This is a genomic window from Acidovorax sp. FG48 (assembly GCF_057809085.1).
In genome coordinates, this window is the sequence record NZ_JBMDJH010000001.1 from 310,587 (window position 1) to 336,932 (window position 26,346).

Genomic DNA, 26,346 nt, shown 5'->3' on the forward strand with positions numbered 1-26,346 from the left:
CATCACCACACAGGTACCATGGCTCCATGAGTACCCACTACGAAACCCTGCAGCATGCCGACACCTACCGCGAGGCGTTTGCGGTGGAGCCCCCTGCGGCGCTGGGTGAACGCCACCTGTGGCCCCGCAAGCCGGGCTTTTTCATCGTGCATGCAGCAACGGCCACCGCCCTGGTCCAAGGGTCGGCCAGCATAGTCAGTGCGGTTGAAGAGGCTGCCCCCACGACGGCTTCAGACACCCCGAGCGACGCCGCCTCCACCCGGGTGCTGGTGCCCGCGCAATGGGGCCTGGTGCCGCACTGGGTCAAGTCGGCATCCGACGCCAAGCTGCGCGCGCCCAAGCTGGTCAACGCCAAGTCCGACCTGGCCTCCACCGGCACCGCGTTCCGCGACGCGTGGCTGAACGGCCAGCGCTGCATCGTGCCGATGGTGGCGTTTTATGAAGACGACCTGCGCAGCGGCAAGGCCGTGCCCACCCGCGTTGCGCGCGTGGACGGCAAGCCGATGGGCGTGGCGGGCCTGTGGGCGCGCTGGCAGGGCGCAGGGGCCGAGTCAGGCGAGGTGATCATCAGCTACTGCCTGCTCACGGTGAACGCCAACAACCATGCCCTGCTGCACCGCTACGGCCAGCCCGGCAGCGAAAAGAGCATGCCCGCCATCCTGAACGAAGGCGCCTACGACGCCTGGCTCACGGCCCGGCCCGACAAGGCCAAGGAGTTCATGCGCCAGTACGCGGCAGAAAAACTCACCGCCAATCCCGTGGAGAAAAAGGCCGACAAGGTGCCCAAGGGCTGGCTGGGTTGAAGCCCGCACCGCCGGAGCGGCGCGGGGGGTGCCTAGGATGGCCGCTTCATCTGGCACGACGTGGGCTGGGCGCTGATGTAGTTGTCCCACGCCACTTCAGAGCGGAAACCGTAGCCGGTCTTTTCGGCGTCGTACTTCACGCCCTTGCTGCCCTGCTTGGCCCAGATGCCCAGGTACAGCGGCGCTTCGAGCTGGTGGTCGGTCTTGCGCATGCGCACCTCGCCCATGGGGCTCTTGTAGGTCATGTTTTCCAGCGCGAAGGCGACCTTCTTGGCATCGGTGGACTGGGCCTTGCGCATGGCCTCGCGCAGCATGTGCACACTGTTCCAGTGGGCCGCAAACACAAAGTCGTCGCCCGTCTTCTTCTTGTAGTCCACGTAGATCTTTTCCAGCTCGGGGGTGGGCGCGTTGTGCACCCAGTTCCAGATCACCCCGACCTTGCCTTCGCCCCACGGCCCGATCTGCGCGGGCGTGCCGGGGTTGTTGGCGTTGAGCGTGAAGTAGTTGATGTTCAGGCCGTAGTCGCGCGAGGACTTGAACAGCAGCGTGAGGTCGCTGCCCCAGTTGGAGGTGATGACGGTGTCGGCCTTGGTCGCGGCAATCTTGGCCACGTACGAGGCGAAGTCGCGCGTCTGCGCGATGGGGATGAAGTCATCGCCCACGATCTCGATGTCAGGCCGCTTGCGGGCCAGGTATTCCTTGGCGGCCTTGGAGACCTGGCGGCCGTGGGTGTAGTCCTGGTTGAGCAGGTACACGCGCTTCACATCCTTGCGGCCCTGCAGGTAGGTGGTCAGCGCCTCCATCTTCATCTCGCTCGACGGATAGAAGCGGAAGTGCCAGAAGCTGCAGCGGTCATTGGTGAGCTGCGGGTCCATAGCGGCGTAGTTCAGGTACACCGTCGCGCGCTCGGGGTCGCGCTCGGCGAGCTTGTTGAGCGCATCCACCAGCGCCAGCGCCACGCCCGAGCCGCCGCCCTGGGTGATGTAGCGCACGCCCCGGTCAGTGGCAGCCTTGAGCGCGTTCAGGCTCTCCTGCGGCGTGCCCTTGTTGTCAAAGTCCATCACCTCGAACTTGGGCTCGTTGGGCCCGGCCTTGGCGTTGACCTGGGCCACCACCTCGCGCAGCTGGTTCAGCGAGCTTTGGCCGGTGAGCGCGAACGGGCCGGACAGCAGGTCGATGAAGCCGATCTTCACCGTCTCGGCCGCCCCGGCGTGCGCCGACATCACCAGCGCTGCGGCGCATGCGCCGACCTTCAACCAATGGCGGGGCCATTTCCTGGGAACCATGTTCATGTGTGTCTCCGTGGGGTGGGTGAGTGGGAACGAAAGGAAAGCCAAAACCGAAAACCGTCAGCGCGCGGGGGTGTCATTCGCCGCCGAACACCGCGCCATGGCGCTGCCGCAGCTCGTTCTTCTGTACCTTGCCGGTGCCGCCCAGGGGCAGGCTGTCAACAAACAGCACGTCGTCGGGCAGCCACCACTTGGCCACGCGCTGCGCCAGAAAGTCCAGGATCTGTGCCTTGTCGAGCGACTGGCCGGGCTTGCGCACGATGAAGAGCAGCGGGCGCTCGTCCCACTTGGGGTGCTTGACGCCGATGACCGCCGCCATGGCCACCGCCGGGTGCGCCACGGCAGCGTTCTCCAGGTCGATGGAGCTGATCCACTCGCCGCCCGACTTGATCACGTCCTTGGTGCGGTCACGGATCTGCACCACGCCCTGCGGGTTGATGGTGGCGATGTCGCCCGTAGGGAACCAGCCATCCACCAGCGCCGAGCGCTCGGCCTTGTGGTACCGGTCCACGATCCACTGGCCACGCACCATCAGCTCGCCCTGCGCCACGCCATCGCGCGGCAGGCTGGCGCCGTTTTCATCCACCAGCTTGAGCTCAATGCCGAACACCGACTTGCCCTGCTTGGCGACCAGGGCGTGGCGGTCCTCGGGTGGCAGTTCGGCATCGGCAGCGCCCAGCACGCTCATGGTGGCAATGGCCGTGGTCTCGGTCATGCCCCAGCCGTGGCGCACCTCCACGTCGTACACGTCGTTGAACTTGGCGATCAGCGCCTTGGGCATGGCCGATCCGCCCACGCCCGTGCGCCGCATGGTGGTAAAGCGCAGCCCGTGCTGCTCCACATGCTGGATGAGGCCCATCCAGATGGTGGGCACACCCGCGCTGACGGTGACGCGCTCGGTCTCCATCAGCTCGTACAGGCTGGCCGCATCCAGGCGCGGGCCAGGCAGCACCAGCTTGGCGCCGCCGATCAGCGCTGCATAGGGCAGGCACCAGGCGTTGATGTGGAACATGGGCACCACGGGCAGGATGGTCTCCCGCGCGCTGATGCTGAGCACGCCCGGCATGCAGGCCGACAGGGCGCTGAGCACCAGCGCCCGGTGCGAATACAGCACGCCCTTGGGGTTGCCGGTGGTGCCCGACGTGTAGCACAGCGCCGCGCCAGCCTTCTCATCGCACAGGGGCCAGGTGAAGCGGTCATTCTGGCGGGCCACCAGCGTCTCGTACGCCTCAACCCCGCTGACGCCTTGCAGGTCGATGCTGCCCAGCGTGTCGGCATCACACAGCGCCACCCAGTGCCGCACGCGGGGGCACGACGCCGCAATGGCGCGCACCAGCGGCGCGAACGTGGTGTCGAACAGCACCACCTCGTCGTCGGCGTGGTTGACGATGTAGGCCAGCTGCTCGGGGTGCAGGCGCGGGTTGCAGGTGTGCATGACCATGCCGCTGCCCGACACGGCGTAGTACGCCTCCAGGTGGCGGTGGTTGTTCCAGGCCAGCGACCCCACCACGCTGCCGGGGCGCAGGCCCAGTGCCTGCAGTGCGTTGGCGAGCTGCCGGGCGCGCTGGGCCATGTCGGCAAAGCGGTAACGGTGCAGGCGGCCATCGGTGTCGCGCGAAACGATCTGCTGATCGCCGTACTGGTTCTCGCCATGCTCAAGAATGGCCGAAACCAGTAAAGGCCGGTCCATCATGCTGCCGGGCTGGTGCTGCTGCATTGCCGTTGTCTCCTAGGGATGTGCGCCTTGCTGCATCGCGGCATCCACAGGTTGCCGGTGCAGAGCCTTCTATGTGAGGCTTGCGCATCGTCGCAAACAACGCGGGGCGGGCTTGTCGTCTGCGCGACTGAGGGTGCGCAGCACCACCTTGGTGCGCCGTGGCGCGCGGGGCCCTTAAAGGCCCAGCGCAGCGAAAAGCCCATCCATGCGCGCCTGCACGGCGGCGTCCATGGTCATGGGCCGGCCCCACTCCCGCTGCGTCTCCCCCGGACACTTGTTCGTGGCGTCCATCCCCATCTTGCTGCCCAGGCCGCTGACGGGCGAGGCGAAGTCCAGGTAGTCGATGGGCGTGTGCTCCACCAGCAGGGTGTCGCGCGCCGGGTCCATGCGGGTGGTGATGGCCCAGATCACGTCCTTCCAGTCGCGCACGTCCACGTCGGCATCCACCACCACGATGAACTTGGTGTACATGAACTGGCGCAGGTGGCTCCACACGCCCATCATCACGCGCCGCGCGTGGCCCGCGTAGGCCTTGCGGATACTGACCACGGCCATGCGGTAACTGCAGCCTTCGGGCGGCAGATAAAAGTCCACGATCTCGGGGAACTGCTTTTGCAAGAGCGGGATGAACAGCTCGTTCATCGCCAGGCCCAGCACGGCGGGCTCGTCGGGCGGTTTGCCGGTGTAGGTGCTGTGGTAGATCGCGTCCCGGCGCAGCGTGATGCGGTCCACGGTGAGCACGGGGAACTCGGCGCATTCGTTGTAGTAGCCGGTGTGGTCACCGTACGGCCCTTCCAGCGCGTGCTGCCAGCCGCTTTTGTGGTTGGCATCGGGCTGGATATGGCCTTCGAGAACGATCTCGGCGGTGGCCGGCACCTGCAGCGGCACGCCGAGCGCGGGCGCGACTTCGGTGCGCGCGCCGCGCAGCAGGCCGGCGAACTGGTATTCGCTCAAGCTGTCGGGCACGGGCGTGACGGCGCCCAGCAGCGTGGCGGGGTCGGCCCCCAGCGCCACGGCCACGGGGTAGGGCTGGCCGGGGTGCGCGGCGCAGTGGTCGGCAAAGTCCAGCGCGCCGCCCCGGTGCGCCAGCCAGCGCACGATGACCTGGTTGCGCGAGAGCACCTGCTGGCGATAGATGCCCAGGTTCTGCCGCGCCTTGCGCGGCCCGCGCGTGATGGTGAGGCCCCAGGTGATGAGCGGGGCCACGTCGCCGGGCCAGCAGTGCTGCACGGGCAGGCGGGCGAGATCCACATCCGGCCCTTCCAACACCTCCTGCTGGCAGGGCGCGCCGCGCGCCACGGTGTGCGGCGCCATGTTCCACAGCGTTTTGAGCAACTGGCCCATGCCCAGCATGTCCTTGAAGCCCTTGGGGGCCTCGGGCTCCTTCAACGTGGCCAGCAGCTCGCCCAGAGCGCGCACGCCGCGCAAGTCGGCCACGCCCATGGCGCGCGCCACACGGGCTGTGGTACCAAACAGGTTGGTCAGCACCGGCATGTGGTGGCCCGTGGGCTGCTCGAACAGCAGCGCCGGGCCACCTGCGCGCAGCACGCGGTCGCTGAGCGCGGTCATCTCCAGGTGGGGCGAGACGCTTTCGCCCACGCGGCGCAGGTCGCCCGTGGCTTCGAGCTGGGCCATGAAGTCGCGCAGGTCGCGGTAGGCCATGTCATGTCCAGAATTTGAATGGAATAGGCCGGTAGCGCAGATATTGATTGCCCTAGCAGCTATGAATCAAGGAGCATTCAACTCCAGGCCCTGCCAGCGCGGCGCCAGGTTGTGCGGCACGTCGATAAGGTCGAGCGCGCGCGCCACGCTGTAGTCCACCACTTCGCCCACGGTCTGCGGGCGCAGGTAGAAGGCGGGCAGCGGGGGGCAGATGATGCCGCCCATCTCGGTCACGGCCACCATGTTGCGCAGGTGCGTGAGGTGCAGGGGCGACTCGCGCACCATCAGCACGAGGCGGCGGCGCTCCTTGAGCGCCACATCGGCCGCGCGCGTGAGCAGGTTGTCGGCCAGCCCATGCGCAATGGCGGCCAGCGTGCGCATGGAGCAGGGTGCGACCACCATGGCGTGGCACTGGAACGAGCCGCTGGCAATGGCCGCGCCGACGTTGGCCACGTCGTGTACGCGGTGCGCCAGGGCCTCCACGGTGGGGCGGTCCATGTCGAGCTCGTGCTGCAGGTTGCGCCAGCCGGCGTCAGAGACGACCAGGTGGGTCTCGATGCCCGGCTGGCTGCGCAGCACCTGCAAGAGACGCGCGCCATACACGGCGCCGCTGGCGCCCGAGATCGCGACGATGACGCGGCGAGTGTGGGCAGCATCAGCCATGCGAGGGCTCCATGGCGGCAGAGCGAACCAAGGGCTGTGCGCGCTGGTCGGCCTCCACCTGCTCCAGCACCAGGGCGGCCTGCACGGGGTCGAAGTCTTCGTGCACGCGCTTTTTCACACCGTATTGCTGCAGCTGGTAATGCCGGTCGGCCGCAATGCCGTGGCGCGCGAGGGTGCTTTTGACGCAAACCAGCGGACAGCCGTCGAGCGCGATGATGGGCCGGCCCGAGCGCACGGTCTTCATCAGGTGCGGCACATCGCCGCCCACACCGGCGATGCACGACATCTCGGCCACGCCGCGCCGGTCGAGCTGCAGTGCCACGTGGTTGGCCAGCTGCGCGGCGCTGGAGCAGCCGGAGCAGGAATAGACCAAGGGGTGGTTCTGGGGATGGGTGTCGGTGGTCATGCTCACCCTCCGTTGCGTGGTGTCGGGTCCAGGCGCCGCCGCAGGTGGCCCAGCACCTGGCGCGGCGCCAGCTTGTGGACCCACTGGCGCGGGTCCAGCACGGGCAGCTCGATCGCATCGAGCGCGTTCTTCACCACCAGGCCCAACTCGGTGTCGCCCTCCATCGACAGGCGGCGGCTGAAGAACAGCGTGTCGGGGTCTTGCTGGCGCTGGGCCAGCAGCAAAAAATCATGGGCTGTGGCGCTCAGCGTGACATCGGCCACCTGCGGCGGCACCAGCGGTGCATGGGGGGCGAAGCGCTGGCCCGTCCAGGCAAAGTCGAACGCCACGCGCGCATCGCGCACCTGCACCCGCATCTTCTTGTGCAGCAGCACTTGGCCCACGTCCGCAGGCAGGTGCCGCGCCAGCGCCAGGTTGAGCGCGGTTACCAGCAGCTGCGAGCCGGGGTAGGCGGGCAGGCGCGCCAGCACAGCGCCCACGGGCGCAGGAACGACCAGGGGGAAAGGAAGGGGAGAAGCCGCCATGAGACAGAAGGGCCCTCAGGCCACGTAGAAAAACACGGTGAAAAAGTGGCAGACGCTGCCGCCCAGCACAAACAGGTGCCACAGCCCGTGGCCGTGGCGCACGCGGTCGTCCAGCGCATAGAAGACGATGCCCAGCGTGTAGCAGGCCCCGCCCGCCAGCAGCCAGGCAAACCCGGCCGGCGTGAGCGCTTGCCACAGCGGCACCACGGCCACCAGCGCCAGCCAGCCCATGAGCACGTAGATGACCAGCGACAGCACGCGCGTGCCGCGCGCCCACCAGATCTCTTGCGCAATGCCCAGCAGGGCCAGCCCCCACACCACGCCCAGCAGCGACCAGCCCCAGGCACCGCGCAGCGACACCAGCGCAAACGGCGTGTAGCTGCCCGCGATCAGCAGGTAGATGCTGCAGTGGTCGAGCTTTTGCAGCACGGCCTTGATGGTGCGCCTGCGCACGCTGTGGTACGCGGTGGAGGCGGCGTACAGCGCCACCAGCATGGCGCCGTAGATGCTGAACGCCACCACCTTCCACGGGTCACCCAGGCGCGCCGCCAAGGTGATGAGCACGGCCGTGCCCGCCGTGGCCAGCAAGGCGCCCACCAGGTGGCTGATGCTGTTGAAACGTTCTCCGGGGTACATGGTGTATCTGCCTGATGGTTACGGGTGCATGGAGGGCTGAGCGGCTGCACCGCCCGCCGCGCCTTGCATCCCCTGCTCCAGCCCCGGGCGCCCGAACCAGTAGCCGTTGCAGGGCAGATCGGGCATGAAGGGCTGCATGCGCTCCACAAAGTCGGGGGCGTTTTCTGCGGTGGCCTCGGCCACTGCGGCACGGCGGGCTTCGTCAAATGAATCAATCACCTGCGCCATGTGCTGCGCTTGCGGGCTCAGGCGCACCACGTCCACGCCCCGGGCGCGCATCGCGGCCAGTTCGTTGGCCAGGTTGTAGACACGGGCCGACTGGGTCTGCGTGCCGTTGAGCACCAGAAAGCCTTCGCTCTCGCGCGTGCGCAGCGGCAGGCCGTCGGCATGCTGCAGGCAGCTGAACTGGCAGTCGTCCTTGGGCAGGTTGCGGTGGCGGGCCGTGAAGCAGCGCGCCGAGTAGGCCAGCGGCATGCGGCCGTAGGCAAACACCTCGGTCTCGATGCCGGCGGGCCGCTGCGCCAGCACAGCAGAGAGCGCCTCCTGCGACATTTCGAGCGGCATCACCCAGCGCGTGGCGCCGAGCTGCGCCATCCACTGCAGCGAGTGCGCGTTGTACAGGTTCAGGTGCGGCCCGGCTACAAAGCCCCGCGGCCCGGCGGGCGCACGCGATAGGCAGCCCACGGCCCCCATGTCATTGGCCTCAACCAGAAACTCGCCATTGCCCGTGATCTTGTGCATCACCCCCACGTCGGCGCTGGACTCGATGAGCACCTGGCTGGACAGCACCACCTCCTTGCCCGCGTCCCGCAGCATGCGCGCCAGCGCCAGCCAGTCGGCCAGGCGCAGCTCGTGGCGGCGCGAGCACACCGTCTCGCCCAGGTACACCACGTCCACGGGCGTGGCGGCCATGGCCTCGTAGAAGGCGAACACGGTGTCGCGGGGCCAGTAGTACAGCAGCGGGCCGAGAGCAAGTTTCATGGGGCGACTTCTGGGAGGTTGTCGTTGTGGAGAAGCACTACTTCCACGGGCGGTGGTAGGCACCCAGCGTGTGCTGCTGGCCTTCTGCCACCTGGTCCAGACTGGCCATCCAGCGTGTCTTGGGCGCGTAGCGGTGGGGATAGGCCAGGCACTGGTCCATGGCCTCGCGCCAGACCTGGGTGACCTGCGCCACATAGGCCGGGCTGCGCTGGCGGCCTTCGATCTTGATGGCGCGCACGCCCACCTTCAGCAGCTGGGGCAGCAGCTCCAGCGTGTTGAGGCTGGTGGGCTCTTCGATGGCGTAGTAGTTCTCGTCGTCCCCCACGTCAAAGCGGCCCTTGCACAGCGTGGGGTAGCCCGCGTTCTCGCCGGGTGCATAGCGGTCGATGAGCACACCGTTCAGGCGCGACTCGCGGCCCTGCGGGGTCTCCACCCAGCGCACGGCCTTCGGGGGTGAACACACGCCATGCGTGTTGGGCGATTCGCCCGTCGCGTACGACGACAGCGCACAGCGCCCCTCGACCATCACGCAGAGGCTGCCAAAGCCGAAGACTTCGATCTCGACCGGCGTGCGGTCGATGACCTGGCGCACCTGCTCCATCGACAGCACGCGCGGCAGCACGGCGCGCACGATGCCGAACTGCTCGCGGTAGAAGTTGATGGCCTCGTAGTTGGTGGCAGAGCCCTGCACCGACAGGTGCAACCGCAGCTGGGGATGGTGCTGCACTGCGTATTGCATGAGGCCGGGGTCGGCCAGGATGACGGCGTCCACGCCCAGGTCCACCGCCTTGTCCAGGGCGCTGCGCCACGGCCCCGGGTTCGCCGCCTGCGGGTAAGTGTTGAGTGCCATGAAGACCTTGCAGCCGCGCGCATGGGCATGGCCAATGCCCTGGGCAATGGCCGCCTCGTCGAAGTTGAGGCCCGCAAAGTTGCGCGCATTGGTGGCGTCGCGCAAGCCCAGGTAGACACAGTTGGCGCCGTGGTCCACAGCGGCCTTCAGGGCGGGCAGGCTGCCCGCGGGGCAAACCAGTTCCATGGCAGGGCCAGCCGCCTCGGGCAAGGCGGCGGCCGTCGATTTCAAGGGATCCATCACAAGCATTCAAACGCCGGCCCCGGTGGGGAGCCACAGCACTGGGCGCCACCATACGAGGGGCTCCCCGCGCATCCGCTGATCTTCATCAACGGCAGTGCACAATGCCGGAGCAAAGCAGTCGGGTTTTGATGTGCTCCAGCCTTCCCGGCGTTCCACACTGCCCACCGGCCTTGACTTGCGTCCAGTGCCCTGCGTGCGACATCCATTTCATAAAGACGCCAAAAGGCGCCCTCTGCTGTGAACAAGAACCTATGGTTGCTGGCCCTGTGCCAAGGCCTTTTCCTCACCAACAACGTCGTCTTCATCGCCATCAACGGGCTGGTGGGGCTGCAGCTCGCGCCCTTTGGCTGGATGGCCACGCTGCCGGTGATGGGCTATGTGGTGGGCGGTGCGCTGTCCACGCCCCTGGTGGCCAGGACGCAAATGCGCTGGGGCCGCAAGGTGTCGTTCCAGATCGGGCTGGCCGTGGCAGTCGTGTCGGCCGCGCTGTGTGCCTGGGCCGCGTTCAGCGCCAGCTTCTGGCTGCTGTGCACGGCCACGGTGGTGGCGGGCTACTACAGCGCCAACGGTGGCCTGTACCGTTTTGCGGCCGCCGAACTGGCCAAGCCTGACTACCGCGAAAAGGCCGTGTCGCTGGTGCTGGCCGGTGGCCTGCTGGGCGCCGTGGCAGGTCCCAACCTGGCCAGCGCCACGCGCACGCTGTTCCCGGTGCCGTTTGCGGGCGCCTATATCGCGCTCATCGGCGTGGCACTGTTATCCATGCTGTGCATGACAGCCATCCGGTTCGAAATGCAACCCGTGGTGCTCAACGCTGCGGGCCAACGCGAGCCAGGGCGCCCCCTTTCTGTGCTGATGCGCCAGCCTGCCTTCATCGTGGCCATTGTGGGTGCCGCGCTGGGCTATGGGGTGATGAACCTGCTGATGGCGGCCACGCCGCTGGCCATGCAGGTGTGCGGCTTTGACTTTGATGCCTCGGCACTGGTGCTGGAGTGGCATGTGATCGGCATGTTCGCGCCCGGCTTTGTCACCGGCCACCTCATCAAGCGCTTTGGTGTGCTGCCCATCATGGGCACGGGGGTGTTGCTCAATCTGGCGTGTGTGGCGGTGGCGCTGATGGGCGTGGAGCTGCACCACTTTGGCATTGCGCTGTTCTTCCTGGGCGTGGGCTGGAACTTCCTGTTCACCGGCTCCACCACGCTGGCCATGACGGCCTACCGCCCCGAGGAAAAAGACCGCGCCCAGGCGGCCATCAACTTCTGCGTGTACGCCACGCTGGCGCTGAGCGCGTTCTCGTCGGGCGTGCTGGTCACCACACAGGGCTGGACGCTGCTGAACGCCGGCTCGCTGGTGCCCATTGTGGTGACGGGGCTGGCGCTGGCCTGGCTGGGTCTGCAGCGCCAGCGTGTTTCAAGCGGCGCCTGAAGACCGGCCTACCGCAGCGCCTTCTGCCCGCGCCGTGGTGCGCAGCCACTGTGCAAAGGCCGCCGCCGCAGGGTCTTCCAGGCGCCCCGGCGCCACAAAGAGGCTGTAGCCCCGCGCACCGCTGTCGTGGTGCGGGTGGGCCAGCACCAGCTCGCCCGATTGCAGTTCGCGCTCCACAAAATACCGGGGCACCAGGCCAATACCCAGATCGGCGCGCACCGCCTCCACCAGCATCGAGAACAGATCAAAGCGGTGGCCGCCCAGGGTGTGGGCCGGCACGCGCGCGATGCCCGCGCGGCCCAGCCAGTCGTCCCACGCCCCCAGGCGGGAGCTGAGCTGCAACAGCGGCACAGCCCGGAAGTCGCCGCGCTCTGTCGCACGCCGGTGGCGCGACTGCGGTGCACACACGGCCACGCAGACCTCGGGCATCAGGGGCGCGGGGACCACGCCGGGCCAGGCCGCGTCGTCGTACTGCACGGCCACGTCGAACGGGATCTCCGCCATGTAGATCTGCGTGGGGTACACCTGCAAGTGCAGGCTGCAGCCTTTGTGCTGTGCGAGGAAGGCCGGCAGCCGGGGCAGCAGCCAGCGCTCGGCAAACACCGGCACGCAACCCACCAGCAGGCGCGCGCCATCGGGCCGCTGGGCCATGGCTTCGAGTGTGTGGTTCTGCAGCCGCAGCAGGTCGCCCACGATCTGCGCGTGGTAGCGGCGGCCCACGTCGGTGAGGGTGGAGCCGCGAGCGCCGCGCTGCACCAGCTGCAGGCCCAGCTGACCCTCCAGCAGGCGCAGCTGCTGGCTCACGGCACTGTGGGTAAGGCAAAGTTCTTCGGCCGCCTTGCTCACGCCGTGGTGGCGCGCCACGGCATCAAAAACAAGCAGGGCGCGGGTGCTGGGAATGTGTTTGCGCATGTAAGAAAAACTGTCGGCTGGGCAGATTAAAGCAGAGCCCGGGGGCGGGGTTCGGTCCAACAATTGCATGGCCATCCAGCCCTTCCGGGGTGCCTGCTGCAGCGCTGGACGGGCCGCGCTCCCGCTTTTCATTCTGTTTGTGTTTCGCTGATCACCATGACCCTTCCTCTTCGCACCTTCCGTGCCACGGCCCTTGCGGGTGCCATGGCCCTTGCCACCGCCGCCTGGCTGCCCGGCGCCGCCCACGCGCAGTTCGGCGCCGTGGCGCCCACGCCCACGGTGCTGCGCCCCGCCGTCGACAAGGCCTATGGCCAGCTGATGGCCGCACCCCAGATCCTGCAGCTGCTCGACGCCGTGAAGGCCGACCACGACCGCGCCACCGAAGACCTGCGCATGCTCACCGAGATCGAGGCGCCGCCGTTCAAGGAACAAAAGCGGGCCGAAGCCTTCCTGGCCCGGCTCCAGGCCCTGGGCCTGACCAATACCGCCATCGACGCCGAAGGCAATGTGGTGGGCGTGCGCAAGGGCACGGGCAACGGGCCCAAGCTGGTCATCTCGGCCCACCTGGACACCGTGTTCCCCTCCGGCACCGATGTGAAGGTGAAGGAGCGGGACGGCAAGCTGTATGCGCCCGGTATCTCGGACAACACGCGCGGCCTGGCCGTACTGCTGTCGTGGCTCAAGGTGCTCAACGACCAGAAGATCGCCACCGTGGGCGACCTGGTGTTTGTGGGCAATGTGGGCGAGGAAGAGCTGGGCAACCTGCGCGGCATGAAGCACCTGTTCAAGGAACACCTGGACATCGATGGCATGGTGGCGCTGGAGCCTGCGCCCGATGGCACGGTGCTGGTGCTGGGCACGGGCAGCCACCGCCACGAGGTGACCTTCAAGGGCCCCGGTGGCCACAGCTACGCCGCGTTTGGCGAGGTGCCCAGCGCCATCCACGGCATGGGCCGCGCCATTGCCAAGATCGCCGAGATCCGCACCCCCAAGAGCCCCAAGACCACCTTCACCGTGGGCACGGTGGGCGGCGGCACGTCCGTCAACACCATCGCTCCCGATGCGCGCATGGCGGTGGACATCCGCTCCGACGAAATGGCCCCGCTGCTGGCCACCGAAAAGCAGGTGCTGGCCGCCGTGGACAGCGCCGTGACCGAAGAGAACGCGCGCTGGGGCGTGAACACGCTGAGCGCATCGACCAAGCTCATCGGCGACCGGCCCGGTGGCCGCACCGCCGCCGACACGCTGATCGTCGAGGCCGCCGTGCGCGCCAACACGGCCTTTGGCCGCAAGACCGTGCTGGCCGGTGCCAGCACCGATGCCAACGTGCCCATGGCGCTGGGCATCCCCGCCATCGTGATCGGGGGCGGCGGCAAGACGGGCGGGTTCCACGCGCTGTCTGAATGGATCGACCTGACGGATGCCTGGAAGGGCGCCCAGACCTCGCTGGTCACGGTGCTGGGGCTGGTGGGAGTGCAGGGCGTGAGTGCGCCGCTGCTGGAAAAGCGCCCACCCCGCACCAGGTAATCGCGCGGCACCGCAGCAGCGCCCGCCGTTCACGATTGTTGACACGAAGGCGCCGCCGAGGTGCGTACCATGGATGGTTCCGTCCGGGCTGGCGCACTGCCGCCCTTCATCCCTCTGCAGGAGAACACCATGGGTTTGCTCGATTCCGTTCTGGGTGCCGTCATCAACAACGCGTCGCAAGGCGGCAGCGGCGCCGCTGCGGCGGGTGGGGCCGGTGGTGGCCTGGGAGGGCTGATCAGCCTGGCTGCACAAAACCCGCAGCTGGTGCAGGCCGTCATGTCCCTCCTCAGCAACGACGGCCCGGTGGGCGGCCTGCCGGGGCTGATGGCCAAGTTCCAGCAAGCCGGGCTCGGCAATGTGATTGCGTCGTGGCTGAGCGCCGGGCCCAATCAGGCGATCTCGGGCGAGCAGCTGTCGCACGTGCTGGGCAGTGGCCCCCTGTCGCAGATGGCCGCGCAACTGGGTGTGGCCCCCGGTGCAGCCGCCGGGCAGCTGGCCCAGGTGTTGCCGGGCCTGGTCGACCACCTGAGCCCCCAGGGCCAGGCGCCCCATGGCGGGTTTGGCAATGCCAACGACCTGCTGGGTATGTTGGGCGGATTGCTTCAAAAGTGATAGCTGCCAGCACTTGATTTGAGAGCGCCATCGGCCATTTTCACCATCACCCCGCGCCCTCGGCAGGGCCAGCGCGTTACCGCTGCAAACAACTCAGAGGACTGCTCACAAAAATTCCCACGGGTGTGCCCCTAGCATCGCGGGCGCCGTGCAAGGCGGGCCCATCGGCAAGCACTGCGGCGCACACAACAACACACGACCGAGGGAATCTTGAGCATGAACGAAGGCACCCCATTTGCAACGCCCCCAGCGGCATCGGCCGCAGCCAGTGGCACCCCCACGGCGGTGCCCACCAACTTGCCCAAAGTCTGGCAAAAACGATTTGCGCTGATAGAGCGGGCAGGGGGACTCAAGCTCACCAAGCTCAAGGACCTGAGCTTCTTTGAGCGCATGGCATGCACCTTCAACCTGCTGGCGGGCCTGTTCGGCCCGTTCTATTACATCGCCAAGGGCATGTGGAAAAAGGGACTGGCGTACTGGGGGCTGGGCATTGCGTGCATCCTGGTGCTGGAAACGCTGGTGACGGTGGCGGGCTTTGGGCACCTGCTGAGCCGGATGCACTACACCGGCGCCTGGGTCGCCCTGTTTGCCATGTTGGCGAACCGCGACTACTACAAAAAGGTCATGCTGGGCGACAACGGCTGGCTGTGACACCAGGCCCCCAACCCACAACCCCCAGCTGCGCCGCACAACACTGCATTCGCTGGGCCTGGGGGGCTGCCCTGATGACGTTTGCGCTCACCGCAGCCAACACCACGGGTGCCGCACTGGGTTCCAACGGGGTACCGTTCACCCCGTGGATGTGGCTGGACGTAGGTATCTGCGGGGTGCTGGCGTGGGGCATCTACCGCCGCAGGCGCATCGCCGCCGCGCTCATGTTCGTGTACTTCACCGCCGCCAAGGTGCTGTGGGTGTGGAACGACCTGGAGATGCGGGACGAACCCGGCTGGAGTGATTTTCTGGACAGCCTGGACAGCTGTACCAGTGGCGGCCTGCTGATGGCCGCGGTGCTGGTGGTGGTGTACGCACTGGGCGTCTACGGCACGGTGGCCCAACACAGGCGGTAGCGCCGGTCTGCATCACCGGCGTTATTTCTGCCAGTTCAAAAATGATAGCTACTGACGCATGATGCACTAGCGCTTGAAGGCCTTTTATCCAAAAAACGGCCCGTACGCCCCTAGGCCGCCACGGGACAGCGCCGCACCAGCCACTGCTGCAGCAGGTCGAACACCGGCTCCGCCAGCTCGAGGCTTTCGTTGAACAGCTCGTGGAACAGGGGTTCAAAGCAGTGCGAATGGACCACAGCTTTGGGTGCGGCAGCCGCAAATGCACGGCTGCCGGCAGGGTTGACCAGCTTGTCGCTGCCCGCCCACATCAGCAGCGTGGGCACGCTCCAGTGCGCAGCGCGGGCCACGGTGGCGGGGCCACCCTCGGCAATGAAGCGGGCCAAGCGAGCGCTGATGCGGTCGTGGCACAGCGGGTCGGCCAGGTAGGCCGCCACCACGGCGCTGTCGTGCGAGAGGTATTGCGCTTCCAGCCCGTTGCCCACGCGCAGGTTGGGCGCAATGCGCGGCAAGGTGGCCAGCAGCAGCTTTTGCACGGTGCCCAGGCCCGCATCGAGTGCGGGGGAGGACAGCACCAACGCATCCACCGGCCGCAGTTGCAGGGACACAAACCGCGAGGCCACCAGCCCGCCCATGCTGTGGCCCATCAGCACCAGGGGTTGCCCTGCCGGCATGCGCGCGCGGGTGGCGTCCACCAGATCCGCCAGGTCGTCCAGCAACCGCATGTCCGACGTGAGCCCGCCACGCGGCCCGGCCGATTCGCCATGGCCGTACTGGTCGTAGCCCCGCACCGCAAACCCCCAGTCGTTGAGGCGGCGGGCCAGCGCGTCGTAGCGGCCCACATGCTCGCCCAGGCCATGCACCAGCAGCACCGTCCCCCGGCAGGGTTCGCCCTGCGGCAGGGGCCAGTCCTGCACAGCCAGGTTCTCGCCATCGCTGGCGGTGAAGGTGGTCAGGGTGGAGGGCGCAAGTTCTTCGTCGTTGAGGGTCATGGTGAAAGGGCTGGCACGGACTAGGGAACAGAACGCGGATCAGGCAGGGCGCAATACCGGGGATGCCGAGCAAGGGCCGCCCCGCAGTGAAGGCATCGTCCCCCTTCCCGAAGTCGCGCAGCGATTTCGAGAGAAGGGGGAAGGCGCGCAGCGACTCAGGGGGTTGTACCCGAGCTTTGGGCCATGGCCGCCATCACATGCGCCACAGAGGCAGTGAGGCGCTTGGCATAGGGCACGTGCAAAAACTCATTGGGGCCGTGCGCGTTGCTCTTGGGGCCCAGCACGCCGCAGACCATCATCTGCGCGGTGGGGAAGCCTTCGCTCAGCATGTTCATGAGCGGAATGGTGCCGCCCTGGCCGATGTAGCCGCAGGGTGCGCCAAAGTGCGCCTGCGAGGCTTCGTTGAGCGCCTGCTCGAACCAGGGCGTGGTGGCCGGGGCGTTCCAGCCCGTGGCGCCGCCGCCGCTCTGGAAGGTGACCTTGGCCTGGTAGGGCGCGTTGTCTTCCAGCAGCGCCTTCAGGTCCTGCACGGCCTGGGCGGCGTCCACCAGCGGGGGCAGGCGCAGGCTGAGCTTGAAGGCGGTGTAGGGGCGCAGCACATTGCCAGCGTCCTGCAGGGCCGGGAAGCCCTCGGCACCGGTGACGCTGAGCGTGGGCTCCCAGGTGCGCTTGAGCAGGGCCTGCACCGGGTCGGTGGTGGTGGGGAGGGCGAACACGGTGGAGCCGCCGCAGTCGTAGTGCGCCCAGGGGAAGCGCTTGTACACCTCTTCGCCCAGGATGGCCGCCGTGGCGCGCGCCTGGGCCAGCCGGTCGGCGGGTACTTCGCAATGGAAGCTGGCGGGCAGCAGGCGGCCGGTGGCGCTGTCTTCCAGCCGGTCGAGCACCTGCCGCATGATGCGGAACGACGAAGGCACCAGGCCCGAGGCATCGCCCGAGTGGATGCCCTCGGTGAGGATCTCGACCTTGAGCGTGCCGCTGGCCATGCCGCGCAGGCTGGTGGTGAGCCACAACTGGTCGTAGTTGCCGGCGCCAGAGTCCAGGCACACCACCAGCGCCACGTTGCCCATGCGGGGCTTCAAGGCATCGATGTAGGGCAGCAGGTCGCGCGAGCCGCTTTCCTCGCAGGTTTCGATCAGACCCACGATGCGCGGGTGCGGCACGTTCTGGCGCTTGAGTTCCTGCACGGCGGCGATGCTGGCGTACACCGCGTAGCCGTCATCGGCGCCGCCCCGGCCATAGAGCTTGCCGTCTTCGTACTTGGGCGTCCAGGGGCCCAGGTCGCTGCGCCAGCCAGAGAACTCGGGTTGCTTGTCCAGGTGGCCGTACATGAGCACGGTGTCGGTGGCATTGGACTGGGTGGCGGCGATCTCGAAGAACAGCACGGGGGTGCGGCCTTCCAGGCGCACGATTTCGAGCGTCAGGCCCTCGACCTTTTGCGACTCCACCCAGGCGGCGGCGTTACGCACCACGGTGTCGAGCAGGCCCAGCTCGGCCCAGTCGGCCGCAAACGTGGGGGACTTGGCAGGGATGGCGATGTAGTCGGTGAGCTGGCGAACAATGTCGCTGTCCCAGGCCTGGCTGACACGCTGCAGGGCAAGCTCAGGCTGAAGGACTTGGGAGGGCACTCGGGCGTTCATGGTGGGGCTCCTGAAGGCAGAAGGTGATCAATCCGCCATTCCAACACAACCCCCCGCCGGGCGCCATCGGTCAATACAGAGACTCGGGCAGGGTCTCGGGATTGGCCTGGGCCGCCAATTGGGCGCTGGGGCGGCGCAGGCCCGTGGCCACCTCGACGCGGTTGCGGCCGTTGTTCTTGGCCTGGTACAGCGCGCGGTCGGCAGCGGCGATCAGCATGTCCCAGCTGTCGCCCGATTCCAGCCGCCCGCCAAACACGCCAATGCTCACCGTGACGGCAATGCCGGGGCCGGGCACGCCATCGGCTGGGCAGCGGGACTCCTCGACCGCCTTGCACAGCTCGCGCGCCAGCTGCTCGGCCCCCACGAGGCCGGTGTCTGGCAGCAGCACCATGAACTCTTCGCCCCCGTAGCGGCCCACCAGGTCCTGCGCACGCACGCGCTGGCGCAGCACGTTGACCACGCTGCACAGCACGCGGTCCCCCGCCGGGTGGCCGTACTGGTCGTTCACGTCCTTGAAGTGGTCGATGTCCACCATCATCAAGGCCATGGGCTCGCGCATGCGCTGGGCGCGGGCCACGTCGCGGTCCAGCGCCGCGATCAGCGAGCGGCGGTTGGCCACGCCGGTGAGCGGGTCCAGCGCGGCCAGCACGCGGTTGTTTTCGTCGGCCCGGTCGCGCGACATGAACACAAAACCCACCGAGCTGATGAGCACCACCGAGAACGTGGCCAGAAAGGTCAGGGTCTGCAGCGCACTGCTTTGCAGGATGTTCGTGGCCTCGGTGTGCGTGCTGATGGCCACCAATGCACGGCCCCCCAGCACCACGGCCTCCAGCAACAGGCCCGCCACCAGCAGCCATTGCCCGCGCCCCACGGTGGCGTGCCGGTGCGACAGCGCCGCCAGCAGCGCCCACACGGCCTGCAGCCCGATGACCAGGCCCACAAAACTCACCCGCGCCGGAAAGTTGTCGATGAACACCGAGACAAAGACCAGCACCAGCAGCGGCGGTGCCAGCAGCAGGGCCCAGCGCACGGGCCGCCCCTGGAACTGGTAGACCGCCGCAATCAGGCCCACGAAAACGCTGGACAGCATCAGGTTGCCGACCACGATGGACAACACATCAGGGATCAGGCCGCGCAGCATGATCAGCAGGTGGCCGATGGCATTGACCAGCAGGGCCGCCGCCCAGCGGCCCAGGCCGTCGCGCCGCCGGCCCCAGCCCACCACGGCCATGGAGGCCGCCATCATGAGGGAGCTGGCAATGATCATTGCCAGCATGGTGGGGACGTGGGCGGCCATGGATGCAGGTGGGCGGGGGAGTGAAAGGAATCAGACCAGCATAAACCAAGGGCCACAGACCGCAAACCGCCGGATGACCACCCCCACCGTTCGTGCGCCCTATTGCAGCTGGGCGGGCGCCCGGGCGCCGCTGCCGGGCGCGTGCTGTCCCCCTCCGTCGCTGGTCTGCGCCATGGGCGCAGCCAGGGCCTCGCGCGCCGAGTAACCCAGGCCACCGTAGGTCGCCGTGCCGTCTCCCCGCGAGAGTTTGAACACTTGCACCGCGCCCGCCAGCCGCGTGGCCTGCTCGCGCAGGCTTTGCGCAGCGGCGGCAGATTGCTCCACCAGCGCGGCGTTCTGCTGCGTCATCTGGTCGAGCTGGTTGACGGCGGTGTTGACCTGGCCGATGCCGTCGGACTGTTCGGTCGATGCAGCCGTGATCTCGCCAATGATGTCGCCCACCCGTTTGACCGAGCCCACGATCTCGTCCATGGTGCTGCCCGCGTTCTGCACCAGGCGCGCGCCCGATTCCACCCGCTCCACCGAGGCGCCGATGAGCGCCTTGATCTCGCGCGCCGCCTCGGCGCTGCGCCCGGCGAGGTTGCGCACCTCGCTGGCCACCACGGCAAAACCTCGGCCCTGTTCACCCGCGCGGGCGGCTTCCACGGCCGCGTTGAGCGCGAGGATGTTGGTCTGGAACGCAATCGAATCGATCACGCCGATGATGTCGGCGATCTTGCGCGAGCTTTGGTTGATGTCGCCCATGGTGGTGACCACCTCGCCCACCACCTGGCCGCCGCGCGCGGCGACCTCGGCAGCGGTGCTGGCCAGCTGGTTGGCCTGGCGGGCAGCGTCGGCCGACTGGCGCACGGTGGAGGTCAGGTGCTCCATGCTCTGTGCGGTCTGCGCCAGGCTGCTGGCCGTGGCCTCGGTGCGGGCCGACAGGTCCTGGTTGCCGCTGGCGATCTCGGCACTGGCGGTGGTGATGCTGTCCACCGCATTGCGCACCTGCTGCAGCATCTGCGTGTAGCGCTGGCGCATGCCCTCCACCTCCTGCACCAGCGCACCGATCTCGTCGCGCCGCGTGGTGTGGAAGGCCTCGGTCAGGTCTCCCTGCGCGACCAGCGTGATGGCCTGGGTCAGGTCCTGCAGCGGGCGGCTCACGCCCCGGCGCAGCATGACGAACAGGCCGATGGCCAGCAGCACCACAGCCACGGCCATCAGGCCCCACACGGCCAGCGTGACGCGACGCTGGCTGGCCATGGCCTCGCCATCGGCTACCTCCGCCACCACCCACCAGCCGCCACCGGTCTTGCGCACCAGCGCCCAGGGGTTCTCGGCGCCGGTACCCAGCACGTCTGCGGCCTCGCGCACAAAGCCGTCTTGCGATGCGGCCAGCGCTTCAAAAAACGGGCGCGCCTGTGGATAGGCCTCCAGCACGCGCTTGCCGCGCGCTGTGGGGTGGTACACAAACACGGCCTGGTCCAGCGACGTGCCGGGGTTGATCACATAGGTGCCACCGTGCTCGAAGAACTTTGTCTGTGCCACCTGCTTTTGCAGCATGGCGTGGAACACGCTGATGTCGTTGCCGATGAACAGCAGCGCAATGACCTTGCCCGAGGCGTCCTTGGCGGGCAGGTAGTGGCCCATGAAGGGCTTGCCGTTCACCACCGTGACGCCGGTGTAGGGCTCGCCCTTGGACACCGTAGCGTAGGCCGGGTCGGTGCGGCCGAGCGGCGTGCCCATCTGGCGCTCGCCCTTGTCGTTCTTGACCGAGGTGGTGATGCGCACAAAGTCATCGCCCTTCTTGGCGAACACGGTGGCAATGCCGCCGGTCTCGCTGGCGAATTTGTCGACCGAGCCGTAGTCCTCGTTCACCAGCGCGCCGTAGCTGCGCAGCTCGCCCGAGGCTTCGTCGAGCTGCATGGTGGCCTCGAAGTAGCGCTGGAAGCCCTTCATGGTCAGCTGCACCAGCTCGCGGTTGGTGTTGTCGGCCGCGTCCAGCGACTGCGCCACGCTCTGCGCCGTGTCGCCCACGCTCGCCACCACCTGCGCGCGGGTGCTGCGCTCGGTCAGCACGGCAATCGCCAGCCCCACCAGCACCAGCACCAAGGCCACCAGCGCAATGGCGGTCAACGTGACCTGGCGCGCGACGGATCGGTTGTTGGCAAGGGATGCGGGCATGCGGGGTGTCTCCTGAATTGGGATGCGCAAAGTAATGCGCCAAGAAATGCAAAAGCCGACTGGGCCGGTCTGCTTTCACTCTAAGCCCAGCACCTTGTTACATTTATTCACGCATTCCCTTACGCATTCGCGCGTACTGGAGTCGGCCCGCGAAACGATTTAGGCCGGGTGCTGGGGGCCGTTGCGCAGGGCAAGGTCCCGCCAGGCAAGCCCCTGCGATGTCCCTGCCGACGGGCTGTATTCGCAACCCACCCAGCCCGTGTAACCGAGGGCGTCGAGGGTGTCGAACAGGAAAGGGTAGTGCAGCTCGCCCCTGTCGGGTTCATTGCGCGCGGGCACACCCGCCGCCTGGACATGGGCCACGCGGCCCGTGGGCAGGTAACGCTGCAGCTTGCCGTGCAGGTCGCCCTCCACCAGCTGGCAGTGGTACAGGTCCATCAGCACCTTCAGGTGCGGCACCTGGGCTGCGTCGAGCAGCTCGTGCGCGTGGTCCTGCCGGTTCAAGAAATAGCGCGGCACATCGCGCAGGTTGGTGGGTTCGATGAGGATGTCGCACCCCGCGCGGCCCGCCTGGTCTGCCGCCCAGCGCAGGTTGTCCACGCACAGGGCCTTGAGCGATTCGCGCTCCACGCCGGGCGGCACGGTGCCGCACAGCACATTGATGTAGGGGCAGCCCAGCCGTTCGGCGTACCGCAGGGCCTCCAGCACGCCAGCGCGAAACTCCGCCTCCCGCCCCGGCTGCGCGGCCAGGCCGCGTGCGCCCTGGTCCCAGGCGTGGGCCATGTCGGCGGGCGCGAACCCGCCTGCGGGGGCGTTGAACAGCACCAGCTGCAGGCCGTTGTCCTGCAGCCGGGCAGCGATCTCGCGGGGGTCGACAGCGTAGGGAAAGTGCAGCTCCACCGCCCGAAAGCCGTCGCGCGCTGCCGCCGCAAAACGGTCGAGCAAGGGCAGCTCGGGGTACATCAGGCTCAGGTGGGCGGCAAACTGGGGCATGGGGCGATGGGGCGGCAATCGAAACCCTGCCAGCTTATCGCGCCGCAGCCTGCGAGCCGCCGCGCAGGGCCTGCCGGGGGCAGATTCAATGCTCTACAGGCCGGTAGCGCTAGTCGGTCATGCCCGAGCAGCTATCAAAACAATAGTAAAAATGATGCGATGCGCGGCACAGGTGGGAGGGGGCCAGCGCGGCGCCCCACGTCTGTCATTGCGCCCGGCTTCCCGCCGCCAACACGGCCGCGCGGCCCACCGCCGAGTCGTCGGTGAAGAAGCCGTCGATGCCCGCACGCAGGTAGGCCGTGATCTCGGCCACGCTGTCGCCGCGCACGGTGCCATCGGTGGTGGGCGCCTTCTTCAGCCCGGCGGGCAGGAAGGCGTTTTCGGGACGCAGCGTCCAGATGTGCACCGCCAGCCCGGCGGCGTGGGCCTGCGCGACCAGGGGCGTGGGCTCGCCGGGCACGCCGTCCTTCACCGGCACCACCAGGGTCTTGAACGGACCGATGGCGTTGGCGTAGGTGGCCACCTGCTTCAGGCCTTCGGGCGTGATCAGGTCGGCATAGCCGCGCGTGTTGGCCGTGCCCTGCACCACAAAGTCATAAGGCCGGCCCGAGGGCGCCACCAGCTGCACCAGGCGCACGCTGCTGAGCCTGCGGATCGCCTGGAGGTTGCTGACCTCGAACGACTGCACGAACACAGGCGCGTCCTTGTGGTTCCAGCCGTTCTTCTCCAGCGCGGCCAGAAGCGGCGCCTCCAGCGGCAGGCCGATGGACTGGAAGTAGGTGGGGTGTTTGGTCTCGGGGTAGATGCCGATGGTGCGGCCCGTCTTCGCGCTCTGGGCCTTGGCCAGGTCGATCACTTCCTGCAGCGTTGGCACCTCGAACTGGCCGTTGTAGGCCACGTTGGCCGGGCGCTGCGCAGGAATGCGCTCGCGGGCGCGCAGGGTCTTCAGCTCGGCCAGAGTGAAGTCTTCGGTGAACCAGCCAGTGATGGCCTGGCCGTCGATGGTCTTGGTGGTTTTGCGGCCTGCGAACTCGGGGCGGTCCACCACGTCGGTGGTGGCTTCCTTCACCGAGCCGTCGGCGTTCAAGATGGTGATCGCGTTCTCGTGCCGGGCCACCAGCACGCCGTCCTTGGTGATCACCAGGTCGGGCTCGATGATGTCGGCGCCGTCGTCAATGGCCTTCTGGTACGCGGCCAGCGTGTGCTCCGGCCGCAGGGCCGAGGCGCCACGGTGGGCAATCACGGTGGGGGTGGGCGGCCAGGCCTGGGCCACGGCGCCCAGCGCCCAGGTGCTGAGCAGCGCGGCGGCAGTCACAGCGCGCAGTGCAATGCGTTTCATGCGGGTCTCCTACAAACGGAGCCCGCACCTTAGCCGATGCGGTTGACAGCGGTGTGTCGCCGGGGCGCACACACCCACAAGGGCTATGCGTGTTCGAAGTGGAAGACAGCGGTGCCCGCGCGGGCGTTGGGCAGCCAGCGCACCTCCTGCCCGTCCTGCAGCCCGAAGGAGTCGAGGATGCGCAGGCTGTTCTTGGTCGCCAGCACTTCAAAATCCTTGTACGTGCCCACGCGGATGTTGGGCGTGTCGTACCACTGGTAGGGCAGGCGCCGCGTCACAGGCATGCGCCCGCGCAGGATGGACAGGCGGTTGGGCCAGTGCGCAAAGTTGGGGAAGGCCACCACGCCGGTGCGGCCCACGCGGGCCGTCTCGCGCAACATGGTTTCGGCATTGCGCAAATGCTGCAGCGTGTCGATCTGCAGCACCACATCAAAGCTGTTGTCGTCGAACATGGCCAGCCCCTCGTCGAGGTTGAGCTGGATCACATCCACCCCGCGCTGCACGCAGGCCAGCACGTTGGCGTCGTCAATCTCCACGCCGTAGCCGCTGCAGCCTCTGCTGCGCTGCAGGTAGTCGAGCATGGCGCCGTTGCCACAGCCCAGGTCGAGCACGCGCGAGCCGGGGGGCACCAGGCGCGCCAGGGCTTGCATTGCCGCTTTGTCCGTCATGCTTGCAACTCCTTGGCAATGCTATCGAAGTAAGAGCGCATCACGCCCATGTAGCGGGCATCATCCAGCAAAAAGGCATCGTGCCCATGGGGCGCATCGATCTCGGCGTAGCTCACGCTGCGGCGGTTGTCGAGCAGGGCCTTGACGATCTCTCGGCTGCGCTGGGGCGAAAAGCGCCAGTCGGTGGTGAAGCTCACGAGCAGGAACTTCGCGGTGGCGCGGGCCAGGGCGCGCGTGAGGTTGCCAGCATGTGCACGGGCGGGGTCGAAGTAGTCCAGCGCGCGGGTGATCAGCAAATAGGTGTTGGCGTCGAAGTAGTCGCTGAACTTGTCACCCTGGTAGCGCAGGTAGCTTTCGATCTGGAACTCGATGTCCTGCGTGCTGTATTTCAGCTCCAGGCCCTCGCGCAGTTGCCTTCCGAATTTTTCGTTCATCACGTCGTCGCTGAGGTACGTGATGTGGCCGATCATGCGGGCGATGCGCAGGCCGCGCTTGGGGATCACGCCGTGGCGGTAGAAGTGCCCGCCGTGGAAGTCCGGGTCCGTGACGATGGCGCGGCGGGCGACTTCGTTGAAAGCGATGTTCTCGGCCGTGAGGTTGGGCGCGCTGGCCACCACCACGGCGTGGCGCATGCGCTCGGGGTACTGCAGCGTCCAGCTCAGCGCCTGCATGCCGCCCAGGCTGCCGCCCAGCACAGCAGCGAGTTGCGTGATGCCCAGACGATCAAGCAGGCGGGCCTGGGCGTTGACCCAGTCTTCCACGGTGACCACGGGGAAGTCCGCGCCATAGACCTCGCCCGTGTCGGGGTGCGTGTGCATGGGGCCGGTGGAGCCGAAGCAGGAGCCCAGGTTGTTCACGCCGATGACAAAAAAGCGGTCGGTGTCCACGGGCTTGCCGGGGCCGATCATGTTGTCCCACCACCCCTCGCTCTTGTCCTGCCCCGCGTACACGCCCGCTACATGGTGTGAGGCGTTGAGCGCATGGCACACAAGCACGGCGTTGGAGCGGTCGGCATTGAGCGTGCCGTAGGTTTCGTAGGCCAGGTGGTAGTCGCGGATCGACGCGCCGCTTTGCAGCGGGAGCACCTCCGGGAAATGCATGGACTGGGGTGTGGCGATGAACGACATAGTTGGAACGGGTAAGCCCTCACGTTCCACCGCTTGCAATCGCCGCAGCCCCCTGGGGAGCCGCTGTCGCCGAGGGCAAACCTCGGCAAAAAAATACCCGGCGTCGCTAAAAACGAGGCCGGGCAGGTGTGTCGGACGGGTCTTTAGCAGAATTTATAAAGCGCCCGCAAGCTGTGGCAAATCGGCGCATCTGGCAAATATACCAAAGCAGCGCCGCGTCGCCCAGCCCGTTGATCGGTTCAGATCAGGCTGCCGACGAAGAAATGGCCAGCAGGCCGAGCACCAGAAAGATCGCGGCAGACACCAGGTGCACCGCGCGAATGGGCACCTTGCGCGTGATGCGCTCGCCCAGCCAGACCACCGGCGCATTGGCCAGCATCATGCCCAGCGTGGTGCCCGCCACCACCCACAGATAGGCGTTGTATTTGGCGGCCAGCATGACGGTGGCGATCTGGGTCTTGTCGCCCATCTCGGCGAGGAAGAACGCGACCACCGTGGTGCCGAACACGCCCCAGCGCGGGGAGCCGTCGGCTTCGCCTTCGTCCAGCTTGTCGGGGATCAGCATCCAGATCGCCATGGCGATGAACGAGGCGCCCAGAATCCAGCGCAGTACCTGCGGGCCGAGGAAGGTGGTCACCCACGCGCCGACAGCGCCAGCCAGGCCGTGGTTGACCAGTGTGGCGACCAGAATGCCCAGCACGATGGGCCAGGGTTTACGAAAACGGGCTGCCAGTACGAGCGCGAGCAACTGGGTCTTGTCGCCCATCTCGGCAAGCGCGACGATGGCGGTGGAAATGAAGAAGGCTTCCATGGGGGAGG

The 26,346-nt window shown here is 67.5% G+C and carries 25 protein-coding genes; 6 read left to right on the top strand and 19 right to left on the bottom strand.

Annotation, left to right across the window (positions count from 1 at the left end; all coding sequences use genetic code 11):
• Positions 1 to 26: 26 nt before the first annotated feature.
• The gene (locus ACODSU_RS01435) at positions 27 to 803 is read left to right on the top strand and encodes an SOS response-associated peptidase (protein WP_488839510.1); all 777 of its coding nucleotides are present in this window, start codon (positions 27 to 29) and stop codon (positions 801 to 803) included.
• 32 nt (positions 804 to 835) lie between these two features.
• On the opposite strand, the gene ACODSU_RS01440 is transcribed toward ACODSU_RS01435, so the two are convergent.
• The 9 genes from ACODSU_RS01440 to ubiU form a co-directional block, all read right to left on the bottom strand.
• Positions 836 to 2,095: a branched-chain amino acid ABC transporter substrate-binding protein gene (locus ACODSU_RS01440; protein WP_082753527.1), complete on the bottom strand. Its 1,260-nt coding sequence runs from the start codon at positions 2,093 to 2,095 to the stop codon at positions 836 to 838.
• A gap of 73 nt (positions 2,096 to 2,168) precedes the next feature.
• The gene (locus ACODSU_RS01445) at positions 2,169 to 3,809 is read right to left on the bottom strand and encodes a long-chain-fatty-acid--CoA ligase (protein ID WP_488839513.1); all 1,641 of its coding nucleotides are present in this window, start codon (positions 3,807 to 3,809) and stop codon (positions 2,169 to 2,171) included.
• A gap of 174 nt (positions 3,810 to 3,983) precedes the next feature.
• Positions 3,984 to 5,471, bottom strand: a complete 1,488-nt coding sequence (ubiD, locus tag ACODSU_RS01450) for a 4-hydroxy-3-polyprenylbenzoate decarboxylase (RefSeq protein WP_488839515.1) — start codon at positions 5,469 to 5,471, stop codon at positions 3,984 to 3,986.
• A 66-nt stretch (positions 5,472 to 5,537) separates the two neighbouring features.
• Positions 5,538 to 6,134: a UbiX family flavin prenyltransferase gene (locus tag ACODSU_RS01455; RefSeq protein WP_488839517.1), complete on the bottom strand. Its 597-nt coding sequence runs from the start codon at positions 6,132 to 6,134 to the stop codon at positions 5,538 to 5,540.
• Entirely contained in the window at positions 6,127 to 6,540 is a 414-nt protein-coding gene (locus tag ACODSU_RS01460) for a putative zinc-binding protein (RefSeq protein ID WP_488839519.1), read from the bottom strand. The genes ACODSU_RS01455 and ACODSU_RS01460 overlap by 8 nt, the downstream gene beginning before the upstream one ends.
• A 2-nt stretch (positions 6,541 to 6,542) precedes the next feature.
• Positions 6,543 to 7,064, bottom strand: coding sequence for a ubiquinone anaerobic biosynthesis accessory factor UbiT (gene ubiT / locus ACODSU_RS01465; protein ID WP_099731704.1), 522 nt, complete (start codon positions 7,062 to 7,064; stop codon positions 6,543 to 6,545).
• 15 nt (positions 7,065 to 7,079) lie between these two features.
• On the bottom strand, positions 7,080 to 7,700 hold the full coding sequence (gene trhA, locus ACODSU_RS01470; protein WP_488839522.1) for a PAQR family membrane homeostasis protein TrhA: 621 nt from the start codon (positions 7,698 to 7,700) through the stop codon (positions 7,080 to 7,082).
• An 18-nt stretch (positions 7,701 to 7,718) separates the two neighbouring features.
• Positions 7,719 to 8,681, bottom strand: coding sequence for a U32 family peptidase (locus ACODSU_RS01475; RefSeq protein WP_488839524.1), 963 nt, complete (start codon positions 8,679 to 8,681; stop codon positions 7,719 to 7,721).
• 37 nt (positions 8,682 to 8,718) lie between these two features.
• Positions 8,719 to 9,771: a ubiquinone anaerobic biosynthesis protein UbiU gene (gene ubiU / locus ACODSU_RS01480; protein ID WP_488839526.1), complete on the bottom strand. Its 1,053-nt coding sequence runs from the start codon at positions 9,769 to 9,771 to the stop codon at positions 8,719 to 8,721.
• Between the two features lie 240 nt (positions 9,772 to 10,011).
• Here ubiU and ACODSU_RS01485 point away from each other — a divergent pair, with 240 nt between their 5' ends.
• Positions 10,012 to 11,196, top strand: coding sequence for an MFS transporter (locus ACODSU_RS01485; RefSeq protein ID WP_116748403.1), 1,185 nt, complete (start codon positions 10,012 to 10,014; stop codon positions 11,194 to 11,196).
• Here the strand turns inward: ACODSU_RS01485 and ACODSU_RS01490 are convergent.
• Positions 11,182 to 12,108, bottom strand: coding sequence for a LysR family transcriptional regulator (locus ACODSU_RS01490; protein WP_488839529.1), 927 nt, complete (start codon positions 12,106 to 12,108; stop codon positions 11,182 to 11,184). The genes ACODSU_RS01485 and ACODSU_RS01490 overlap by 15 nt on opposite strands.
• Before the next feature lie 156 nt (positions 12,109 to 12,264).
• Here ACODSU_RS01490 and ACODSU_RS01495 point away from each other — a divergent pair, with 156 nt between their 5' ends.
• The 4 genes from ACODSU_RS01495 (at position 12,265) to ACODSU_RS01510 (ending at position 15,314) form a co-directional block, all read left to right on the top strand.
• Positions 12,265 to 13,635, top strand: a complete 1,371-nt coding sequence (locus ACODSU_RS01495) for a M20/M25/M40 family metallo-hydrolase (protein ID WP_488839531.1) — start codon at positions 12,265 to 12,267, stop codon at positions 13,633 to 13,635.
• 129 nt (positions 13,636 to 13,764) lie between these two features.
• A complete protein-coding gene (locus ACODSU_RS01500) occupies positions 13,765 to 14,247 on the top strand; it encodes a YidB family protein (protein ID WP_488839950.1) in 483 nt (160 codons plus the stop codon).
• A gap of 216 nt (positions 14,248 to 14,463) precedes the next feature.
• A complete protein-coding gene (locus ACODSU_RS01505) occupies positions 14,464 to 14,898 on the top strand; it encodes a DUF2628 domain-containing protein (protein ID WP_488839533.1) in 435 nt (144 codons plus the stop codon).
• 74 nt (positions 14,899 to 14,972) lie between these two features.
• Positions 14,973 to 15,314, top strand: coding sequence for a hypothetical protein (locus tag ACODSU_RS01510; protein ID WP_488839535.1), 342 nt, complete (start codon positions 14,973 to 14,975; stop codon positions 15,312 to 15,314).
• 110 nt (positions 15,315 to 15,424) lie between these two features.
• On the opposite strand, the gene ACODSU_RS01515 is transcribed toward ACODSU_RS01510, so the two are convergent.
• From ACODSU_RS01515 to ACODSU_RS01555, 9 genes are all read right to left on the bottom strand, one after another.
• The gene (locus tag ACODSU_RS01515; protein WP_488839537.1) at positions 15,425 to 16,303 is read right to left on the bottom strand and encodes an alpha/beta hydrolase; all 879 of its coding nucleotides are present in this window, start codon (positions 16,301 to 16,303) and stop codon (positions 15,425 to 15,427) included.
• 155 nt (positions 16,304 to 16,458) lie between these two features.
• Positions 16,459 to 17,940 carry a M20 family metallopeptidase gene (locus ACODSU_RS01520; protein WP_488839539.1) on the bottom strand — a complete coding sequence of 494 codons (1,482 nt, stop codon included), beginning with the start codon at positions 17,938 to 17,940 and terminating at the stop codon, positions 16,459 to 16,461.
• Positions 17,941 to 18,010: 70 nt separating this feature from the next.
• The gene (locus tag ACODSU_RS01525; protein ID WP_488839541.1) at positions 18,011 to 19,237 is read right to left on the bottom strand and encodes a GGDEF domain-containing protein; all 1,227 of its coding nucleotides are present in this window, start codon (positions 19,235 to 19,237) and stop codon (positions 18,011 to 18,013) included.
• 99 nt (positions 19,238 to 19,336) lie between these two features.
• On the bottom strand, positions 19,337 to 21,400 hold the full coding sequence (locus ACODSU_RS01530) for a methyl-accepting chemotaxis protein (protein ID WP_488839543.1): 2,064 nt from the start codon (positions 21,398 to 21,400) through the stop codon (positions 19,337 to 19,339).
• 159 nt (positions 21,401 to 21,559) lie between these two features.
• On the bottom strand, positions 21,560 to 22,393 hold the full coding sequence (locus tag ACODSU_RS01535; protein ID WP_488839545.1) for a hydroxypyruvate isomerase family protein: 834 nt from the start codon (positions 22,391 to 22,393) through the stop codon (positions 21,560 to 21,562).
• Positions 22,394 to 22,598: 205 nt separating this feature from the next.
• Complete coding sequence (locus ACODSU_RS01540) at positions 22,599 to 23,732, bottom strand: glycerophosphodiester phosphodiesterase (RefSeq protein WP_488839547.1); 1,134 nt, start codon at positions 23,730 to 23,732, stop codon at positions 22,599 to 22,601.
• An 83-nt stretch (positions 23,733 to 23,815) separates the two neighbouring features.
• Positions 23,816 to 24,400, bottom strand: coding sequence for a methionine biosynthesis protein MetW (metW, locus tag ACODSU_RS01545; RefSeq protein ID WP_488839549.1), 585 nt, complete (start codon positions 24,398 to 24,400; stop codon positions 23,816 to 23,818).
• Entirely contained in the window at positions 24,397 to 25,527 is a 1,131-nt protein-coding gene (gene metX / locus ACODSU_RS01550; protein ID WP_488839550.1) for a homoserine O-succinyltransferase MetX, read from the bottom strand. The genes metW and metX overlap by 4 nt, the downstream gene beginning before the upstream one ends.
• 244 nt (positions 25,528 to 25,771) lie before the next feature.
• Positions 25,772 to 26,338: a TMEM165/GDT1 family protein gene (locus ACODSU_RS01555; protein WP_488839552.1), complete on the bottom strand. Its 567-nt coding sequence runs from the start codon at positions 26,336 to 26,338 to the stop codon at positions 25,772 to 25,774.
• Positions 26,339 to 26,346 lie beyond the last annotated feature (8 nt).

Coding starts and splice junctions, on each gene's coding strand:
- ACODSU_RS01535 (WP_488839545.1), bottom strand. CDS start 22,393: ATGCCCCAGTTTGCCGCCCACCTGAGCCTGATGTACCCCGAGCTGCCC.
- ACODSU_RS01460 (WP_488839519.1), bottom strand. CDS start 6,540: ATGACCACCGACACCCATCCCCAGAACCACCCCTTGGTCTATTCCTGC.
- ACODSU_RS01520 (WP_488839539.1), bottom strand. CDS start 17,940: ATGAACGCCCGAGTGCCCTCCCAAGTCCTTCAGCCTGAGCTTGCCCTG.
- ACODSU_RS01540 (WP_488839547.1), bottom strand. CDS start 23,732: ATGAAACGCATTGCACTGCGCGCTGTGACTGCCGCCGCGCTGCTCAGC.
- ACODSU_RS01530 (WP_488839543.1), bottom strand. CDS start 21,400: ATGCCCGCATCCCTTGCCAACAACCGATCCGTCGCGCGCCAGGTCACG.
- ACODSU_RS01435 (WP_488839510.1), top strand. CDS start 27: ATGAGTACCCACTACGAAACCCTGCAGCATGCCGACACCTACCGCGAG.
- metW (WP_488839549.1), bottom strand. CDS start 24,400: ATGACGGACAAAGCGGCAATGCAAGCCCTGGCGCGCCTGGTGCCCCCC.
- ACODSU_RS01505 (WP_488839533.1), top strand. CDS start 14,464: ATGAACGAAGGCACCCCATTTGCAACGCCCCCAGCGGCATCGGCCGCA.
- ubiU (WP_488839526.1), bottom strand. CDS start 9,771: ATGGATCCCTTGAAATCGACGGCCGCCGCCTTGCCCGAGGCGGCTGGC.
- ACODSU_RS01515 (WP_488839537.1), bottom strand. CDS start 16,303: ATGACCCTCAACGACGAAGAACTTGCGCCCTCCACCCTGACCACCTTC.
- ACODSU_RS01500 (WP_488839950.1), top strand. CDS start 13,765: ATGGGTTTGCTCGATTCCGTTCTGGGTGCCGTCATCAACAACGCGTCG.
- ACODSU_RS01495 (WP_488839531.1), top strand. CDS start 12,265: ATGACCCTTCCTCTTCGCACCTTCCGTGCCACGGCCCTTGCGGGTGCC.
- ACODSU_RS01555 (WP_488839552.1), bottom strand. CDS start 26,338: ATGGAAGCCTTCTTCATTTCCACCGCCATCGTCGCGCTTGCCGAGATG.
- ACODSU_RS01475 (WP_488839524.1), bottom strand. CDS start 8,681: ATGAAACTTGCTCTCGGCCCGCTGCTGTACTACTGGCCCCGCGACACC.
- metX (WP_488839550.1), bottom strand. CDS start 25,527: ATGTCGTTCATCGCCACACCCCAGTCCATGCATTTCCCGGAGGTGCTC.
- ACODSU_RS01510 (WP_488839535.1), top strand. CDS start 14,973: ATGACGTTTGCGCTCACCGCAGCCAACACCACGGGTGCCGCACTGGGT.
- ACODSU_RS01455 (WP_488839517.1), bottom strand. CDS start 6,134: ATGGCTGATGCTGCCCACACTCGCCGCGTCATCGTCGCGATCTCGGGC.
- ACODSU_RS01445 (WP_488839513.1), bottom strand. CDS start 3,809: ATGCAGCAGCACCAGCCCGGCAGCATGATGGACCGGCCTTTACTGGTT.
- ACODSU_RS01490 (WP_488839529.1), bottom strand. CDS start 12,108: ATGCGCAAACACATTCCCAGCACCCGCGCCCTGCTTGTTTTTGATGCC.
- ACODSU_RS01525 (WP_488839541.1), bottom strand. CDS start 19,237: ATGGCCGCCCACGTCCCCACCATGCTGGCAATGATCATTGCCAGCTCC.
- ACODSU_RS01440 (WP_082753527.1), bottom strand. CDS start 2,095: ATGAACATGGTTCCCAGGAAATGGCCCCGCCATTGGTTGAAGGTCGGC.
- ubiD (WP_488839515.1), bottom strand. CDS start 5,471: ATGGCCTACCGCGACCTGCGCGACTTCATGGCCCAGCTCGAAGCCACG.
- ubiT (WP_099731704.1), bottom strand. CDS start 7,064: ATGGCGGCTTCTCCCCTTCCTTTCCCCCTGGTCGTTCCTGCGCCCGTG.
- trhA (WP_488839522.1), bottom strand. CDS start 7,700: ATGTACCCCGGAGAACGTTTCAACAGCATCAGCCACCTGGTGGGCGCC.